Here is a 16,430-nt window from a genome sequence, read left to right as displayed (position 1 = left end):
GACACGACTCAGGAACCCGCGACGCCCCGCGCCGCCTGGCAGGACGACGCCGGACGCGACCTCGTGCGCAGCTTCGGCGACCGCATGGCGCTGTTCGTGCGCGGCGAGGGCGCGTACGTGTGGGACGGCGACGGGAAGAAGTACCTCGATTTCCTCGCCGGCATCGCCGTCAACGCCCTGGGCCACGCCCACCCGGTGTTCGTCGAGGCGATCACCGCGCAGGCCTCGACCCTCGCTCACGTCTCGAACTACTTCGCCACGCCGCCGCAGCTGGCCATGGCCGCACGGCTCAAGCGCCTCGCCGGCACGGGGGAGTCGGGCCGCGTCTACTTCGGCAACTCCGGTGCCGAGGCCAACGAGGCCGCGCTCAAGCTGGCTCGTCTGCACGGCCGCGGCGCCGACCGCACGCGCATCCTCACGCTCAAGGGCGGCTTCCACGGGCGGACGATGGGCGCGCTGGCACTGACCGGCAAGCCCGCTCTGCAGGCCGACTTCCTGCCCATGGTGCCCGGGGTCGAGCACATCGACGCCACCATCGAGGCTCTCGAGGCCGCCATGGACGATCGCGTCGCGGCGCTCCTCGTCGAGCCCATCCAGGGCGAGGCGGGCGTCGTCGAGCTGCCGGAGGGCTACCTCCGGGCGGCGCGCGAACTCACCCAGCGCCACGGCGCCCTGCTCATCGTCGACGAGATCCAGACCGGCGCCGGCCGCACCGGCGCGTGGTTCGGCTTCCAGCACGCCGGTATCGTCCCCGATGCCATCACCGTGGCGAAGGGCATCGGCGGCGGCTTCCCCATCGGGGCGCTCATCACCTTCGGGGCCGCGAGCGAGCTGTTCTTCCCCGGCACGCACGGCTCCACCTTCGGCGGCAACGCCCTGGGCACCGCCGTCGGCGGCGCCGTGCTGAACGAGATCGAGTCGGCCGGGCTCCTCGACAACGCCGCCCGGCGCGAGACGCAGCTGCGCGAGGGCATCGCCGCGCTCGGCTCGCCGCTCGTCGCGGGTGTGCGCGGAAAGGGCCTGCTCCTCGGCATCGGCCTCACCAGCCCCGTCGCCAAGGCCGTCGTGGCCGCCGCCCAGCAGCACGGTCTCGTCGTGAACGCCGCGAACGACGACACGATCCGCATCGCGCCGCCGCTGACGATCGGGGATGCCGAGGTCGCCGAGTTCCTCGACCTCTTCGGCGCCGCGCTCGCCACCGTGAACGACGCCCTCATCGTAGGAGTACCCGCATGACCCGCCACCTGCTGCGCGACGACGACCTCACCCCGGCCGAGCAGGCCGAGATCCTCGACCTCGCGATCGAGCTGAAGAAGGACCGCTGGGCCCAGAAGCCGCTCGAAGGACCCCAGACCGTCGCGGTCATCTTCGACAAGTCCTCGACCCGCACGCGCGTCTCGTTCGCCGTCGGCATCGCGGATCTGGGCGGGTCACCGCTGATCATCTCGACGGCCAACAGCCAGCTCGGCGGCAAGGAGACCCCCTCCGACACCGCTCGCGTGCTCGAGCGTCAGGTGGCCGCGATCGTGTGGCGCACCTACGCGCAGGCGGGCCTCGAGGAGATGGCCCGCGGCACCCGCGTGCCCGTGGTGAACGCCCTCAGCGACGACTTCCACCCGTGCCAGCTGCTCGCCGACCTCCTCACCATCCGCGAGCACAAGGGCGAGCTGAAGGGGCTGACGCTGTCGTTCTTCGGCGACGGGCGCAGCAACATGGCCCACTCCTACGTGCTCGCCGGCGTCACCGCGGGCATGCACGTGCGCGTCGCCGCTCCCGACGACTACGCCCCCCGCGCCGATGTGATCGCGGATGCCGAGCGCATCGCCGCCGAGACCGGCGGGTCGGTGACACTGGTGGCCGACCCCGAGGTCGCGGCATCCGGAGCCGACGTCGTCGTCACCGACACGTGGGTGTCGATGGGCAAGGAGGAGGAGAAGATCGCGCGCATCCGCGACCTCGGCGGCTTCAAGGTCACGAGCGAGCTCATGACGAGCGCGGCCGACGACGCGATCTTCATCCACTGCCTGCCCGCCGACCGCGGGTACGAAGTCGACGCCGAGGTCATCGACGGCCCGCAGAGCGTCGTGTGGGACGAGGCCGAGAACCGTCTCCACGCCCAGAAGGCGCTGCTGGTGTGGCTTCTGCGCCAGGGCTGACGTCGCGACTCGGCCGGCTCTGGTCCCGTTTCGACGGGCCGAGCCGGCTGAGCGGCGTGGATCTGGCGCGCGGGCTCGCCGTGCTGGGCATGCTCGCGGCGCACCTCCTCGACACCGAGCGCGTGCTGACCCCCGACCCGGAGTCGTGGATCACGCTGGTCAACGGCCGGTCGTCGATCCTCTTCGCCGTGCTCGCGGGGCTGTCGATCGCGCTCGTCACGGGGGGCACGCGTCCGCTGCCGGCCGAGCGGCGTCCCCGCGCGGCGGCACGCCTGGCGATGCGCGGGGCGATGCTCTGGGTCATCGGGGTGCTGCTGGTGATGACCGGCGTACCCGTGTACGTCATCCTGCCCGCGTACGCGGTGCTCTTCGTGCTCGCGCTGCCGTTCCTCGGCCTGCGCGCGCGAGGTCTGCTCACGGCGGCCGCGGTCTTCGCCCTCGTCATGCCGTGGGTCCAGCCCGTCCTGGATGCCGCGCCCATCTGGTCGGGGCCCGGCGGCGACGAGCTGGCGGCGTTGATCGGGTGGAACTACCCGTTCACGACCTGGATCGCGTTTCTCCTGGCCGGGATGGGACTGGGCCGCCTCGACCTGCGGGCGCCCGCGCCGCAGGGCCTGCTCGTCACCGTGGGCGGGTCGCTCGCGCTCGCCGGGTACGGAGCGGCGCTGCTCACGGCTCCCGCGGTGCGGGGGAACGCCTATCTCGCGGTCGTCCTGACCGCCGAGGACCACTCGGCGGGGTTGTGGGAGGTCATCGGGTCGGGCGGGTTCGCGATCGCCGTCATCGGCGCGTGTCTGCTGCTGTGCCGCACCCCGCTGCGCTGGGTGGCGGTGCCTCTGCGCGCCGTGGGGTCGATGCCGCTCACCGCCTACGTGCTGCAGCTGGTGGTGTGGGCGATCGTGGCCCTGGCGTTGCTGGGCGACACGTCGGATCTGTACGGCATCCGGGAGGCGGGACTGTTCGCTCCGCTCGTGGCGGGTCTCGTGGTGCTCTGCACGGTCTGGGTGCTCGTGATCGGGCGGGGACCGCTCGAGGCGCTCATCGACAGGGCGGTGCGTGCGGTCGTCGGCGGGGACGTCGTGAGACCGGCGGCGCAGCTGCGCTGAACGGGCGGGCGCCGTCCCCCGGCTCGGGGGATGTCGGTCGCCCTCGATAGGCTGGGGGGATGAGCAGCGAGACCGGTCAGGCGACGAACGAGGGGGCCCTGTGGGGTGCCCGTTTCTCGGGCGGACCGTCTCCCGAACTGGCGGCGCTGAGCCGCTCCACCCATTTCGACTGGGATCTCGCCCTCTACGACATCCAGGGTTCGCACGCCCACACGGCGGCGCTCGAGGCGGCCGGCTACCTCGACGCCGACGAGGCACGGGCCATGCACGACGGCCTCGACGATCTCGCCGCCCGCGTGAAAGACGGCTCCCTCGTCGCATCGCCCGGTGATGAAGACGTGCACGGGGCGCTCGAGCGGGTGCTGATCGACACGGTCGGACCCGCCCTGGGCGGCAAGCTGCGGGCCGGTCGCAGCCGCAACGATCAGATCGCGACCCTCGTCCGGCTCTACCTGCTCGACCACTCCCGCACCCTGACCCGCGAACTGCTCCGTCTCATCGACGCCCTCGTCGCTCAGGCCGAGGCCAACGGCTCCGCGATCATGCCCGGGCGCACGCACCTGCAGCACGCGCAGCCCGTCCTGCTCGCCCACCACCTGCAGGCCTACGGCTGGGCCTTCGTCCGCGGCATCGAGCGGCTGCGCGACTGGTCGGTGCGCGCGTCGGTCTCGCCGTACGGCGGAGGGGCGCTCGCCGGGGCCACTCTGGGGCTCGACCCGCAGCTCGTCGCCGACCATCTGGGCCTGGCCCGCCCGTCGGAGAACTCCCTCGACGGCACCGCGTCGCGCGACGTCGTGGCCGAGTTCGCCTTCATCACCGCGATGATCGGCGTCGACCTGTCGCGTCTGTCCGAAGACGTCATCCTGTGGAATACGCGGGAGTTCGGCTTCGTCACACTCGACGACGCGTATTCGACCGGTTCGAGCATCATGCCGCAGAAGAAGAACCCCGACATCGCCGAGCTCGCGCGCGGCAAGGCGGGGCGTCTGATCGGCAACCTGTCGGGCCTGCTCGCGACCCTCAAGGGTCTTCCGCTGGCCTACAACCGCGACCTGCAGGAAGACAAAGAGCCCGTCTTCGACTCGGTGCGCACCCTCGAGCTCGTGCTCCCGGCGTTCTCGGGCATGATCGCGACGTTGCGCTTCCACGCCGACCGGATGGCCGAGCTCGCCCCGCAGGGGTTCTCCCTCGCGACCGATGTGGCCGAGTGGCTCGTGCGCCAGGGCGTGGCGTTCCGCGACGCCCACGAGATCTCCGGCGCCCTCGTCCGTGCGTGCGAGGAGCGCGAGATCGGCCTGGAAGACGCCGACGACGAGCTGTTGGCCTCGGTGTCTCCGGCCCTGACCCCGGCCGTCCGCGAGGTCCTGACCATCGACGGGTCGGTGGCCAGCCGCACCGGCGTCGGCGGCACCTCACCGGTGCGCGTGGGCGAGCAGCGCGAAGAGCTCGTCACGCGCGCCCAGTCCGCCGCGCGCTCTCTCGTGTCGTGAATATCAGCTTTTCGCTTATCAAAAGCGGTTTATAAGCGTTAGGCTTATCGCATGAGCGTTGCCGTCATCGCGGACATCGTCGCCTCGCGACGACTGGCCGACCGCGCGGGAGCGCAGCGCGCGATCGCCGACGCCGTCGCCGGGGTCGAGAAGGTGCTCCCGGTCGCAACGGCACCTCTCGCCGCGGTGGTCGGAGACGAACTGCAGGGGGAGTACCCCTCGCTGTCGGCGGCCCTCGCATCGCTCCTGTTGCTGCGTCTCGCCCTTCCCGAGGGCGTCGACTGCCGATTCGGGGTCGGGGTCGGCGAGGTGCGACCCATCGCCCTGCAGGGCCGGGAGGTTCCCGAGGGGCCGGCCTGGTGGGCGGCCCGCGCCGCGATCGAGCAGGTCGAGCGGCTGCAGCAGCGCGCCGCGCCGCTCGCGCGCACGTGGATCGAGCCGGCGGAGGGAGAGGATGCCGCCATGACCGAGACCATCGCTCTGGCCACCGCGTACGCCCTGAGTCGCGACCAGTCCGTCTCGGCCATGAGCGAGCGCGCCCGCCGCCTCACCTACGGCCGCTGTCTCGGACGATCGCAGCGCGAGCTCGCCGAGCAGGAGGGGATCAGCCAGTCGGCGGTGTCGCAGGCGCTCGCCTCAGCGGGGTCGGCCGCCATCGTCGAGGGGTACGACGTGCTGGTCGCGGGGGCGCGCGCATGATCGCCGCCGGGCTCCTGCTGCTCGCCGTGGGCGGGGTCGACCTGCTGCGGCGGATGATCCACTCCCGTCGCTGGATCGTCTTCTCCGTGGCCGCGGTGCTGCTCGTCGTCGTCTCGGCCGGGCTCGACGCCGTGGTCGCCGGTGTCCTCGCCGTCGCCGTCGCGGCCATCTGGACGCGGGTGCTGCCTGAGACGGGCGCCGCGCGCGCGGGTCTCTGGCCGGTCGCGCTGCTGGGGCTGGCGGCCGCCGCGTGCGTCGTGATCGCTCCCGGCCGCGCGCGCCCGGGTCTCATCGGCGCGGCCTGGTCCGCCTACCGCCCCGGTGAGGCGGTCTCGATCGACGTGGTGCTGCTCGTGGTGGGCTGCCTCGTCTTCCTGCTCGAGTCGGGTAACGCCGTCGTGCGCATCGCGCTGCGCTCCGAGATGGGCGGAGCGGCAGGCGACGAGCAGTCCCCTCCCACCCTCAAGGGCGGACGTCTCATCGGCCCCCTCGAACGCATCCTCGTGTTCGTGCTCACCCTCGCGGGCGCCTACACGCTGCTGGCGGCCGTGCTGGCCGCGAAGGGCATCGTGCGCTTCCCCGAGATCTCGCGCGATCGAGACGACGGCGACCGCGCCGAGTACTTCCTGATCGGCAGCCTCGTCAGCTGGGTGACCTCGCTCGCCGCGGCCTTCCTCGTCTGGTGGGGTGTGAACGCCGGGTGAGCAACCGCTCGCGCAGGCGACGGCGTGCGGTTAGGGTCGAGCGATGCGAGGGGGGACGCGATGACCGCTGAACCGGGATGGTACGACGCCGGGACGCCGGGGAAGCTGCGCTGGTGGGACGGGGCGCAGTGGACGGCGCACGAGGCCCCCGTTCCCGAGGGCCGGGCTCCCGAGGAGGCGCGGCCGTCCATGGTGGCCGAGGATCGGCATCCGCACTCCTCCGCCGGCGAGGCGGACGCGCCGCGGCCCGGGTGGTACGCGACCCGTTCGGAGCTCGTGCGCTGGTGGGACGGGAGAGTCTGGTCCGGCTCGCGCATCCGGAGAGGCCGGGTCGGTGTCGACTGGGCCGTCACCGAATCGCCCGCTGTCGCGTGGACGATGGGAGCGGTCTTCCTCTCGCTCGCGTTGCTGCAGGGGACGTTCGCCGCGACGGCCGGCAGCTGGCCGTTCTCCGCGGTGACGACGCTGCTGCTCGGTGCGCTGTTCCTCGCGATGGCCGCGCAGACCACGGCGGTGCGGCGCACCCCCGCACCTCAGGGTGACCCCCTCGACCCGGATGCCGTGCGGCCGCTGCCCGGGGCGGTGGAGGGCCCCGGAGCGGGGTGGTATCCGATCTCCCGCACGATGAGCCGGTGGTGGACGGGGACGCGGTGGACCGCGTACACGCTGACCCGGTGGGGCATCCGTCCGACGTTCCACGCGGAAGCGGCCCTGCAGACGCTCGTGATCGTCGCCATCCTCGTCGCCGTCCTCGCGGTCGCGGCCGTGATCGCGGGGATCGTGACGCTGGTGCTCGCCGCGGGCGGAAGCGACATCACCGCGATCGTCCGGGGGTGGATGCTCGCCGGGGGCGGGGTCGTCTTCGCCGCTCTGGTGGGCGTCATCCTGGCGATGACCCGCGCGCAGACGCGCCTGCTCCTGCTGCCGAGCGAGCCGCCGTCCGTCGCGACGTCTCCGCTTCAGGGCTGAGCGCTCCCGGGTGTCGCGCGTATCGCGGCGCCCCGCCCGCGCGCCGGCGCCCTCGGCCCGAGGACGCCGTCGACAGCCATCCGCGCCCCCGGCGTGCGTGTCCGTCGGTGGAACCGGACCCCGCCATCCGGCGCCCGGCGAGCCCGCTGGTAGCCTGAACCGGTGTCTGCCTCCACCGATGCGGCGCCCGTGAGCGCCCTCGCACCCGCCAACGATCCGACGTTCGACAACGTCTGGGATGAGTTGCTGTGGCGCGGCCTGGTCCACGTCTCCACCGACCAGGACGAGCTGCGCGAACTGCTGTCGGGGGACCCGATCGTCTACTACTGCGGGTTCGACCCGACCGCACCGAGCCTGCACCTCGGAAACCTCGTGCAGCTGCTGCTCATGCGTCGCCTGCAACTGGCCGGACACCGCCCGCTCGGACTCGTGGGCGGCTCCACCGGTCTCGTCGGCGACCCGCGGCCCACGGCCGAGCGCACGCTCAACACGCGCGAGACCGTCGCCGAGTGGGTGGCGATCCTGCGCGCCCAGGTCGAGCGATTCTTGAGTTTCGAGGGCGACAACGCCGCTCGCATCGTCAACAACCTCGACTGGACCGCCCCCCTCAGCGCGATCGATTTCCTGCGCGAGATCGGCAAGCACTTCCGCGTCGGCACGATGCTGAAGAAGGATGCCGTGAGCGCGCGCCTGAACTCCGAGGCGGGCATCAGCTACACCGAGTTCAGCTACCAGATCCTCCAGGGCATGGATTACCTCGAGCTGCACCGGCAGTACGGCTGCGTGCTGCAGACCGGTGGCAGCGACCAGTGGGGCAACCTCACCAGCGGCACCGATCTCGTGCGCAAGGTCGAGGGCGTCTCCGTGCACGCCATCGGCACGCCGCTCATCACCAACAGTGACGGCACGAAGTTCGGCAAGAGCGAGGGCAACGCCATCTGGCTGGATGCCGAGATGTGCAGCCCGTGGGTGATGTACCAGTTCTGGCTCAACACCGACGATCGCGACGTGATCGAGCGGCTCAAGGTGTTCACCTTCCTCTCGCGTGCCGAGATCGACGAGTACGCCCGTCTGGTCGAGGACGAGCCCTTCCGTCGCGCCGCGCAGAAGCGTCTCGCGCGCGAGGTCGTCACGACGGTGCACGGCGCCGACACGACCGACAGCGTGATCGCCGCGACCGAGGCCCTCTTCGGCCAGGGAGACCTGACCGGACTGGATGCCACGGTGCTCCGCACGGCGCTGCAGGAGCTGCCGCACGCGACCGTCGCCGCCGGCTCGAGCGTCGTGGAGGCGCTCACGGCCACGGGCCTGTCGTCGAGCCTGAGCGACGCGCGGCGCGCGATCGCACAAGGGGGTGTCTCGCTCGACGGCGCGAAGGTCGCGAGCGACGACGCGGTCGTGGAAGGGACGCTCCCGGGCGGGGTGTCGGTGCTGCGGCGCGGCAAGAAGACCCTCGCGGGACTCTTCCTCAGCTGACATGCCGTTCACGCCGAGCCACGCCGTCGTCGCACTTCCGTTCGTGCGCACGCGGCTGGTCCCGGCGGCGATCGCGATCGGGGCGATGACCCCCGACCTGCCGCTGTTCGTGCGCGGGATGTGGCCCGACTACGGCCTCACCCACGACTTCGCATGGCTGCCGGTGACGGTCGTCGTCGCCTTCGTCCTGCTGCTCGTGTGGCGGTGCGCGCTGCGCCCCGCGACGCGCGAGCTGCTGCCGCGGCCGGTGGCCGAGCGGTTGCCGGCGCAGTGGGACACGGATGCCCGCGCGGGGGTGCGCGAGAGCGTCGGCGGGGGAGCCCTCGGCATCCTGTGGCTCGTCCTCTCGCTCGCGCTCGGCGTCGCCTCGCACATCGCCTGGGACCTCTTCACCCACGAGGGGCGCACGGGGGAGGAACTGCTCCCCGCCCTCGCGGAGCGCTGGGGCCCCTTCTCGGTGACGAAGTGGCTGCAGTACGGGTCGGGGGTGTTCGGGCTGGCCGTGCTGGGGATCTTCGCGCTGGTGTGGCTGTCACGGCATGCGCCCCAGCCCGTACGGAGGGTGCTTCCGGATGCCGCCCGCTGGGCGTGGTGGCTCTCGCTCCCGGTTCTGCTGGTCGTGGCATCCCTCGTGGCGCTGGGGGCCAACGGCGGGTTCGGCGAGGAGTACACCACCACCCACCTCATCTACGGTGTGCTGACGAAGGTCGCCGCCGCGTGGGCCGCGCTGACGGCGGCTCTGGCGCTGTTCGTGCAGGCGCGTCGCGCGCGGGTGGCTGTCCGCGCGGGGTAGGGGCGCCCGGAGCCCTCGGTGAGGAGGCGGCTCAGCTCGTCGGAGTCACCGGGCGATCGTGCGCGGGGTGGTGGCGCCTCGGGGAGCGATGGGCAGCGGGGCCCGGTCCCTTCGACGGGCTCAGGGACCTCGGTTGCGTGGCTCGGGGGCCTCGGTTGCACGGTTCGGGGGCGCCGCCCGCGGGTCACACCGGGTGGGAGAGCGGGCGGCGGTTAGACTCGGAAACGTTATGACGAAGGCGGGAGACTCGGTGTCGGCGAGCACGAAGGGCACGAAGACGGGCGCGGACGAGGTCATCCTCGGACCCACCGGACGCCCCTACCAGGGGTTCCCCACCCCGAAGCCGCTCGACGGACACGGTCCCGCCCGCATCATCGCGCTCTGCAACCAGAAGGGCGGCGTCGGCAAGACGACGACGACCATCAACCTCGCGGCCTCCCTCGCGGGCTACGGCCGTCGCGTCCTCGCGATCGACTTCGACCCGCAGGGCGCGCTGTCGGCGGGTCTCGGCATCCAGACGCACGACGTGCCGACCATCTACGACCTGCTGCTGGACACCAAGCGCGACCCGCGCGAGGTCATCGTGCACACCCGCGTCGAGGGTCTCGACGTGATCCCGGCCAACATCGACCTGTCGGCGGCCGAGGTGCACCTGGTCAACGAGGTCGCCCGCGAGACGATCCTGGCCCGCGTGCTGCGCAAGGTCGCGGCCGACTACGACGTGATCCTCGTCGACTGCCAGCCCTCGCTCGGTCTGCTCACCGTCAACGCCCTCACCGCGGCGCACGGCGTGCTCATCCCGCTCGAGTGCGAATTCTTCGCCCTGCGCGGTGTCGCACTGCTGGTCGAGACCATCGACAAGGTGCGCGACCGCCTCAACCCGGCGATCGAGCTCGACGGGGTGCTCGCGACGATGTACGACCCCCGCACCCTCCACTCGCGCGAGGTGCTCGAGCGGGTGGTCGAGGCGTTCGGCGACGACGTGCTCGAGACGGTGATCGGTCGCACGGTGAAGTTCCCCGACGCGTCGGTCTCGGGCATGCCGATCACGGAGTTCGCCCCCGAACATGCCGCCGCACAGGCCTACCTGCGGCTGGCGCGGGAGCTGGTCGCCCGTGGCGCCGTCGCCTGACGACACCCCCACGGGCAGCCCCGTCGCGGCGCCGCCGGGTCCCGAGCCCGCGGAAGGCACCGACGCGGCGAGTCCCGGTGGCTTCGACGGGCTCAGCCACCTCGCGACCGGCGACCCCCTCCCTGCTGAGGTCCCTGAGCCTGTCGATGGGACCGGGACCGACGCTGGCGGTTTCCGCGTTTCCCTGCCCGACTTCGACGGACCCTTCGACCTGCTGCTGACGCTCATCTCGCGTGCTGAGCTCGACGTGACCGAGGTGGCCCTCAGTCGGGTGACCGACGAATTCATCGCCTATCTGCGCGCCCTCGGCCCCGACGCCGACCTCGACGAGGCATCGGAGTTCCTCGTCGTCGCCGCCACCCTGCTCGACATGAAGATCGCCGGACTGCTCCCGCAGGGAGAGCTCGTGGATGCCGAATCGGTGGCGCTGCTGGAGGCCCGCGACCTGCTCTTCGCGCGTCTGCTGCAGTATCGCGCGTTCAAAGAGGTCTCGGCCTGGTTCGCGCGCTGCCTCCAGCGCGAAGACAAGAGGCACACGCGCGCCGTGCGCCTCGACGAGAAGTATCGCAGCGCGGTCCCCGAGCTGAAGTGGACCCTCACCGCCGCCGACTTCGCGGCGCTGGCCGTCGTCGCCCTCGCCCCGAAGCAGATCCCGACCGTGGGACTCGATCACCTGCACGCCCCGCTCGTCAGCATCCGTGAGCAGGCCGCGATCGTCGTCACGCTGCTGCGCTCGGCGGGCACGCTGAACTTCCGGGATCTCGTCGCAGGTGTCACCGAGACGGGGGTCGTCGTCGCGCGCTTCCTGTCGATCCTCGAGCTCTACCGCCACGCCGCCCTGTCGTTCGAGCAGCTGGAGCCCCTCGGTGAGCTGACGCTGCGCTGGACCGCCGAACGGTGGTCCGAAGAGAACCTCGCCGCCCTCGGAGCCGACTATGACCGCTGATCCCATGACTTCGCCCGCGGCGCAGGAAGCGCCTGCGGGGCCCCCGACCGCCGAGACCGCGCCCGCGCCATCTCCCGCGCCGCGGTCGGCCGACCCGGCATCCGTCGCTCGTCGCCTCGAGGCGATTCTGCTCGTGCTCGAGGAGCCGCAGAGTCTCGTGAGCCTCGCCGCCGCGGTCGGCGCTCCGGTTCCGGCCGTCCGCCAGGCGGTCGAGGCGCTCGTCGCCGACTACGACGGCGAGACCGGGGGACCGCGCCGCGGGTTCGAGCTGCGCGAAGTCGGGGGCGGATGGCGCCTGTACGTGCGCGAGGAGTACGACGTCGTCGTGGGGGAGTACGTCAACACGCAAGCGCCCTCGCGACTGTCGCAGGCCGCGTTGGAGACCCTGGCCGTCATCGCGTACAAGCAGCCCGTCACGCGCGGACAGGTGGCATCCATCCGCGCCGTCAACGTCGACTCGGTCGTGCGCACCCTGCTCGCCCGCGGACTGATCACCGAGGTGTTCACCGACCCCGACACGGGGGCGATCCACTACGGCACGACCGACCAGCTGCTGATCAACCTCGGCATCAACTCGCTCAACGAGCTGCCGCACATCTCGCCGTTGCTCGACGACGGCTCGGACGGATTCGACGGAGAGGTACTGAAATGAGCGACGCTTCGACAGGCTCGACGACCGGGGGCGCAGGCTCGGCGAGTGAAGAGGGCGTGCGCCTGCAGAAGGTGCTGGCCAACCGGGGAGTGGCGTCACGCCGCGTCGCCGAGCAGATGATCGTCGAGGGGCGCGTGCGCGTGAACGGCCTCGTCGTCACCGAGCTGGGCCGCCGCATCCACCCCGAGACCGACCTCGTCGACGTGGACGGGACCGCCATCCAGCTCGACGAGTCGAAGCGCTACGTCATCCTCAACAAGCCCACCGGGGTCGTGAGCTCGATGAGCGACGACCGCGGCCGCCCCGACCTGCGTCGGTACACGAAGGACTGGGACGAGCGGCTGTACAACGTCGGACGACTGGATGCCGACACGAGCGGCCTGCTCGTACTGACCAACGACGGCGACCTCGCCCACGTGCTCGCGCACCCTTCGTTCGGGGTGACCAAGGTCTACATCGCGAAGGTCGAGGGGCAGGTGCTGCCGCAGACCATCCAGCGCCTGCTGAAGGGCGTGGAGCTCGAAGACGGACGCATCGCCGCCGACAAGGCGCGCCTCCTGGACGCCTCGCGGGGGGAGAGCCTGGTGGAGCTGACCCTCCACTCGGGCAAGAACCGCATCGTGCGCCGCATGATGGCCGAGGTCGGTCATCCGGTCGTCGAACTGGTGCGGCGGCAGTTCGGACCCCTTCACCTGGGAACACTCCCGGTGGGCAAGGCGCGCGAGTTGACTACAGTAGAACGTGGTGCCCTGCTCACGCTGTCTCGTCGAGACGGCGACGCTCCGGTGGAGTGAGCCTCCCGGGCGTCTCGCGGTGCGTGCGGCACCGCCCAGGGCAGCAGGAGACCCGATGAGCGAATCGAACGAGGCGTCCGCGCGCGCGGCGGGGCCTTTGGCGACCCGCACGAGCGGCACGGTCCGTGTCGTGGGCTCCGGGCTCCTCGGCGCGAGCATCGGCCACGCACTGACCGCGCGCGGGGTCGACGTGGTGCTCGTCGACGCGTCACCCTCCCAGCTGCGGCTGGCGATCGATTACGGCGCCGGTCGCGCGGAGCGCCCCGACGACGCCCCCTCGCTGATCGTCGTGGCGGTACCGCCCGACGTCACGGCCGACGTCGTCGAGCGCGAGCTCGCCCGATACCCGGATGCCGTGGTCACCGACGTCGCGAGCGTGAAGCTCGAGCCCCTGCGCACTCTGCGGGCACGCGGGGTCGACCTGACCCACTACATCGGCTCCCACCCCATGGCGGGGCGAGAGCGCGGGGGAGCCATCTCGGCGCGCGCCGACATCTTCGTGGGCCGCCCGTGGGTGGTCTGCCGCGACGGCGAGACCTCGGCGCACGATCTGTCGCTCGTCGAGGGGCTGGCTCTCGACCTCGGCGCGACGCTCATCGAGATGACGCCCGAGGAGCACGACGAGTCCGTCGCGCTCATGTCGCACGTGCCGCAGCTCGTCGCGAGCCTGCTCGCCGGACGCTTCGTGGAGGCGCCCGACGGCTCCCTCCGTCTCGCCGGCCAGGGCGTGCGCGACACGACGCGCATCGCGGCATCCGCTCCCGAACTCTGGGTGCAGATCCTCGGCGCGAACGCCGCCCCCGTGGTCGACGTGCTCGATCGGCTCGCCTCCGATCTCACCGACGTGGCCGACGCCCTGCGCGATCCCGATGTGCCCGGTGCCCGCCGGACGGTGGCCGACACCATCCGCCGCGGCAACGAGGGCGTCGAACGCCTGCCGGGCAAGCACGGACAGAACCGCCGCTTCGATACCTTCGTCGTCATGGTCGACGACACCTCCGGACAGCTGGGCCGCCTCTTCGGCGAGCTCGGAGACCTCGACGTCAACGTCGAAGACCTGCGCCTCGAGCACTCGCCCGGTGCCCCGTTCGGCCTCGCCGAGATCAGCGTCGTGCCCGACGCGGTCCGTCGAGCCGTCGACGGGCTCCAGCAGCGCGGTTGGCGGATTGCGAGCACCACCCATGACTGAGCCCCTCCTCAAGCCCGCCTTCGGCGCCCCGGCCGAGGGGTCGGCATCCGCGGCTCCCGTCGTCGTCGCGATCGACGGCCCCGCCGGCAGCGGCAAGTCGAGCGTGTCGAAGGCTGCGGCCGCGCGCCTCGGCTACGGCTTCCTCGACACCGGCGCCGCCTACCGCGCCCTCGCGTGGCACGCGCTCGAACACGGGGTCGACACCTCCGACGCCACCGCGGTGCTCGAGGTGTTCGGCGACTTCGACTACGCCATCTCGCTCGACACCACCGACCGGTGGGTGCGCGTCGGGTCCACCGACGTCACGGCCGCGATCCGGGAGCCCCGGGTCACCGACGCGGTGAGCGGGGTGGCGCGCGTCGCCCCCGTGCGGCACGCGGTGAACGAGCTGTTCCGTCGGCTCGTGGCATCCGCGGGTCTTCCCGGCGTGGTAGTGGAGGGGCGCGACATCACGACGGTCGTGTACCCCGACGCGCCCGTACGCATCCTGCTGACCGCGGCCCCCGAGGTGCGGGCGGCCCGACGCAGCAAAGAGCTCACCTCGCAGGACGCCGCGGCCGTCGCCGCGGCTCTGCACAAGCGGGATGCCGCTGATTCCACGGTCGTCGACTTCCTCACCGCCGCGCCCGGCGTCGAGGTCGTCGACTCGACCCACCTCGATTTCGCACAGACCGTCGACGCCGTGTTGAGCGTCGTCGAGAACACGATGGGAGCCCGCGATGGGCGTTGAAGAAGACGAATACGAAGGCGGGCCCGACCAGCTCGCCGAGAAGATGCAGAACCTCGACGAGGCGCTCGCCGAGCAGCGAGCCGAAGCACTGCGTGCGGGCCTCGCCGACTTCGACCTCGACGAGGACGACGCCGAACTGCTCGCGGGGCTGGCGTCGGGCGACGGCGAGATCGAGTTCCTGCCCGCACTGCCGGTCGTCGCGATCGTCGGTCGGCCGAACGTCGGCAAGTCGGCGCTCGTGAACCGCATCCTCGGTCGCCGTGAGGCGGTCGTGGAAGACACCCCCGGTGTCACGCGCGACCGCGTCACGTACAAGGCCGAGTGGCTCGACCGCCGCTTCTCGCTGGTCGACACCGGCGGGTGGGAGCCCGACGCGAAGGGCATCGACCGCTCCGTCGCCGCCCAGGCCGAGGTCGCGATCGACCTCGCCGACGTCGTGCTGTTCGTGGTGGATGCCACGGTGGGGGCGACCTCGACCGACGAGCACGTCGTGAAGCTCCTGCGCAAAAGCAAGAAGCCCGTCTTCCTCATCGCCAACAAGGTCGACGACGCCCGCCAGGAGCCCGAGGCCACGGCCCTGTGGAACCTCGGCCTCGGCGAGCCGCACCCGGTCTCGGCCATCCACGGTCGCGGCGTCGCCGACCTGCTCGACGAGCTCATGAAGGTGCTGCCCGAGGTCTCGGCGGTCGCGAAGTACGAGATCGGCGGACCGCGCCGCGTCGCGATCCTCGGTCGCCCGAACGTCGGCAAGTCGTCGCTGCTGAACAAGGCCGCGGGCGAGGAGCGCGTCGTCGTCAACGAGCTCGCGGGCACCACCCGCGACCCCGTCGACGAGGTCGTCGAGCTCGGCGGCAAGCTCTGGACGCTGGTGGACACCGCCGGCATCCGGCGCCGCGTGCATCTGTCGCAGGGGGCCGACTTCTACGCGTCGCTGCGCACCTCGACCGCGCTGGAGAAGTCCGAGGTCGCGGTCGTCGTGCTCGATGTGTCGCAGCCCATCAGCGTGCAGGACCTCAACATCATCGACCTCGTCCTGGAGTCGGGTCGCGCTCTCGTGCTGGCGTTCAACAAGTGGGACCGCTTGAACGACGACGACATGGAGAACCAGGACCGTCGCCGCTACCTCGAGCGCGAGATCGAGCAGGACCTCGCGCACGTGGCGTGGGCTCCGCGCGTGAACATCTCGGCCCGCACCGGCCGTCACCTCGACAAGCTCGTGCCGGCGCTCGAGACGGCGCTGGAGTCGTGGGACACCCGCATCCCCACCGGCAAGTTCAACGCCTTCCTCTCGGAGCTCGTCGCCGAGCACCCGCATCCGCTCCGCGGCGGCAAGCAGCCCCGCATCCTGTTCGGGACGCAGGCGGCGACGCGTCCGCCGACATTCGTGCTGTTCACGACCGGGTTCCTCGACCCGGGCTACCGCCGGTTCATCCAGCGGCGCCTGCGCGAGATCTACGGCTTCGAGGGCACGCCGATCGTGCTGAACATGCGTATCCGCGAGAAGCGCCAGCGCTGAGCCGCGCGTCCGACGCCCCGGTCCCCTCCTCTGGGGGTCGGGGCGTTCGCGTCGCCGCGGGCGGTCACTGCGACGCGT

16 protein-coding genes are annotated in these 16,430 nt (G+C 71.6%); all 16 read left to right on the top strand.

The features are described from left to right. Positions 1–84: 84 nt before the first annotated feature. The 16 genes from RWH45_RS00935 (at position 85) to der (ending at position 16,352) form a co-directional block, all read left to right on the top strand. On the top strand, positions 85–1,236 hold the full coding sequence (locus RWH45_RS00935; RefSeq protein WP_315994573.1) for an acetylornithine transaminase: 1,152 nt from the start codon (positions 85–87) through the stop codon (positions 1,234–1,236). Then, on the top strand, positions 1,233–2,156 hold the full coding sequence (argF, locus tag RWH45_RS00930) for an ornithine carbamoyltransferase (protein WP_315993060.1): 924 nt from the start codon (positions 1,233–1,235) through the stop codon (positions 2,154–2,156). Before RWH45_RS00935 ends, argF begins: the two co-directional genes overlap by 4 nt. Positions 2,157–2,212: 56 nt before the next feature. Beyond that, a complete protein-coding gene (locus tag RWH45_RS00925; RefSeq protein ID WP_315993059.1) occupies positions 2,213–3,262 on the top strand; it encodes a heparan-alpha-glucosaminide N-acetyltransferase domain-containing protein in 1,050 nt (349 codons plus the stop codon). 59 nt (positions 3,263–3,321) lie between these two features. Next, a complete protein-coding gene (gene argH, locus RWH45_RS00920) occupies positions 3,322–4,752 on the top strand; it encodes an argininosuccinate lyase (protein WP_315993058.1) in 1,431 nt (476 codons plus the stop codon). A 51-nt stretch (positions 4,753–4,803) separates the two neighbouring features. Then, a complete protein-coding gene (locus tag RWH45_RS00915) occupies positions 4,804–5,451 on the top strand; it encodes a SatD family protein (protein WP_315993057.1) in 648 nt (215 codons plus the stop codon). Then, positions 5,448–6,155: a hypothetical protein gene (locus RWH45_RS00910; protein ID WP_315993056.1), complete on the top strand. Its 708-nt coding sequence runs from the start codon at positions 5,448–5,450 to the stop codon at positions 6,153–6,155. The genes RWH45_RS00915 and RWH45_RS00910 overlap by 4 nt, the downstream gene beginning before the upstream one ends. Positions 6,156–6,215: 60 nt before the next feature. Then, positions 6,216–7,124: a DUF2510 domain-containing protein gene (locus RWH45_RS00905; RefSeq protein ID WP_315993055.1), complete on the top strand. Its 909-nt coding sequence runs from the start codon at positions 6,216–6,218 to the stop codon at positions 7,122–7,124. A 162-nt stretch (positions 7,125–7,286) separates the two neighbouring features. Beyond that, on the top strand, positions 7,287–8,600 hold the full coding sequence (tyrS, locus tag RWH45_RS00900) for a tyrosine--tRNA ligase (RefSeq protein ID WP_315993054.1): 1,314 nt from the start codon (positions 7,287–7,289) through the stop codon (positions 8,598–8,600). Position 8,601: 1 nt separating this feature from the next. Then, positions 8,602–9,393 (top strand): DUF4184 family protein, encoded by a 792-nt coding sequence (locus RWH45_RS00895; protein WP_315993053.1) that lies wholly within the window; start codon positions 8,602–8,604, stop codon positions 9,391–9,393. Positions 9,394–9,622: 229 nt separating this feature from the next. Beyond that, a complete protein-coding gene (locus RWH45_RS00890) occupies positions 9,623–10,525 on the top strand; it encodes a ParA family protein (RefSeq protein ID WP_315993052.1) in 903 nt (300 codons plus the stop codon). Then, positions 10,509–11,471 carry a segregation and condensation protein A gene (locus RWH45_RS00885; protein ID WP_437127314.1) on the top strand — a complete coding sequence of 321 codons (963 nt, stop codon included), beginning with the start codon at positions 10,509–10,511 and terminating at the stop codon, positions 11,469–11,471. Before RWH45_RS00890 ends, RWH45_RS00885 begins: the two co-directional genes overlap by 17 nt. A 4-nt stretch (positions 11,472–11,475) precedes the next feature. Continuing rightward, positions 11,476–12,123, top strand: coding sequence for an SMC-Scp complex subunit ScpB (gene scpB, locus RWH45_RS00880; RefSeq protein ID WP_315993051.1), 648 nt, complete (start codon positions 11,476–11,478; stop codon positions 12,121–12,123). Then, positions 12,120–12,917 carry a pseudouridine synthase gene (locus tag RWH45_RS00875; protein ID WP_315993050.1) on the top strand — a complete coding sequence of 266 codons (798 nt, stop codon included), beginning with the start codon at positions 12,120–12,122 and terminating at the stop codon, positions 12,915–12,917. The genes scpB and RWH45_RS00875 overlap by 4 nt, the downstream gene beginning before the upstream one ends. A 55-nt stretch (positions 12,918–12,972) precedes the next feature. Continuing rightward, positions 12,973–14,106, top strand: coding sequence for a prephenate dehydrogenase (locus tag RWH45_RS00870; protein WP_315993049.1), 1,134 nt, complete (start codon positions 12,973–12,975; stop codon positions 14,104–14,106). Beyond that, on the top strand, positions 14,099–14,836 hold the full coding sequence (gene cmk, locus RWH45_RS00865; protein ID WP_315993048.1) for a (d)CMP kinase: 738 nt from the start codon (positions 14,099–14,101) through the stop codon (positions 14,834–14,836). The genes RWH45_RS00870 and cmk overlap by 8 nt, the downstream gene beginning before the upstream one ends. Beyond that, positions 14,826–16,352: a ribosome biogenesis GTPase Der gene (gene der, locus RWH45_RS00860; protein WP_315993047.1), complete on the top strand. Its 1,527-nt coding sequence runs from the start codon at positions 14,826–14,828 to the stop codon at positions 16,350–16,352. The genes cmk and der overlap by 11 nt, the downstream gene beginning before the upstream one ends. Positions 16,353–16,430: the final 78 nt, after the last annotated feature.

The sequence above is a fragment of the Microbacterium galbum genome (assembly GCF_032464915.1).
In the GTDB taxonomy this organism is placed as follows: Bacteria; Actinomycetota; Actinomycetes; order Actinomycetales; family Microbacteriaceae; genus Microbacterium; species Microbacterium galbum.
This window is presented reverse-complemented; position numbering and strand designations above follow the sequence as displayed.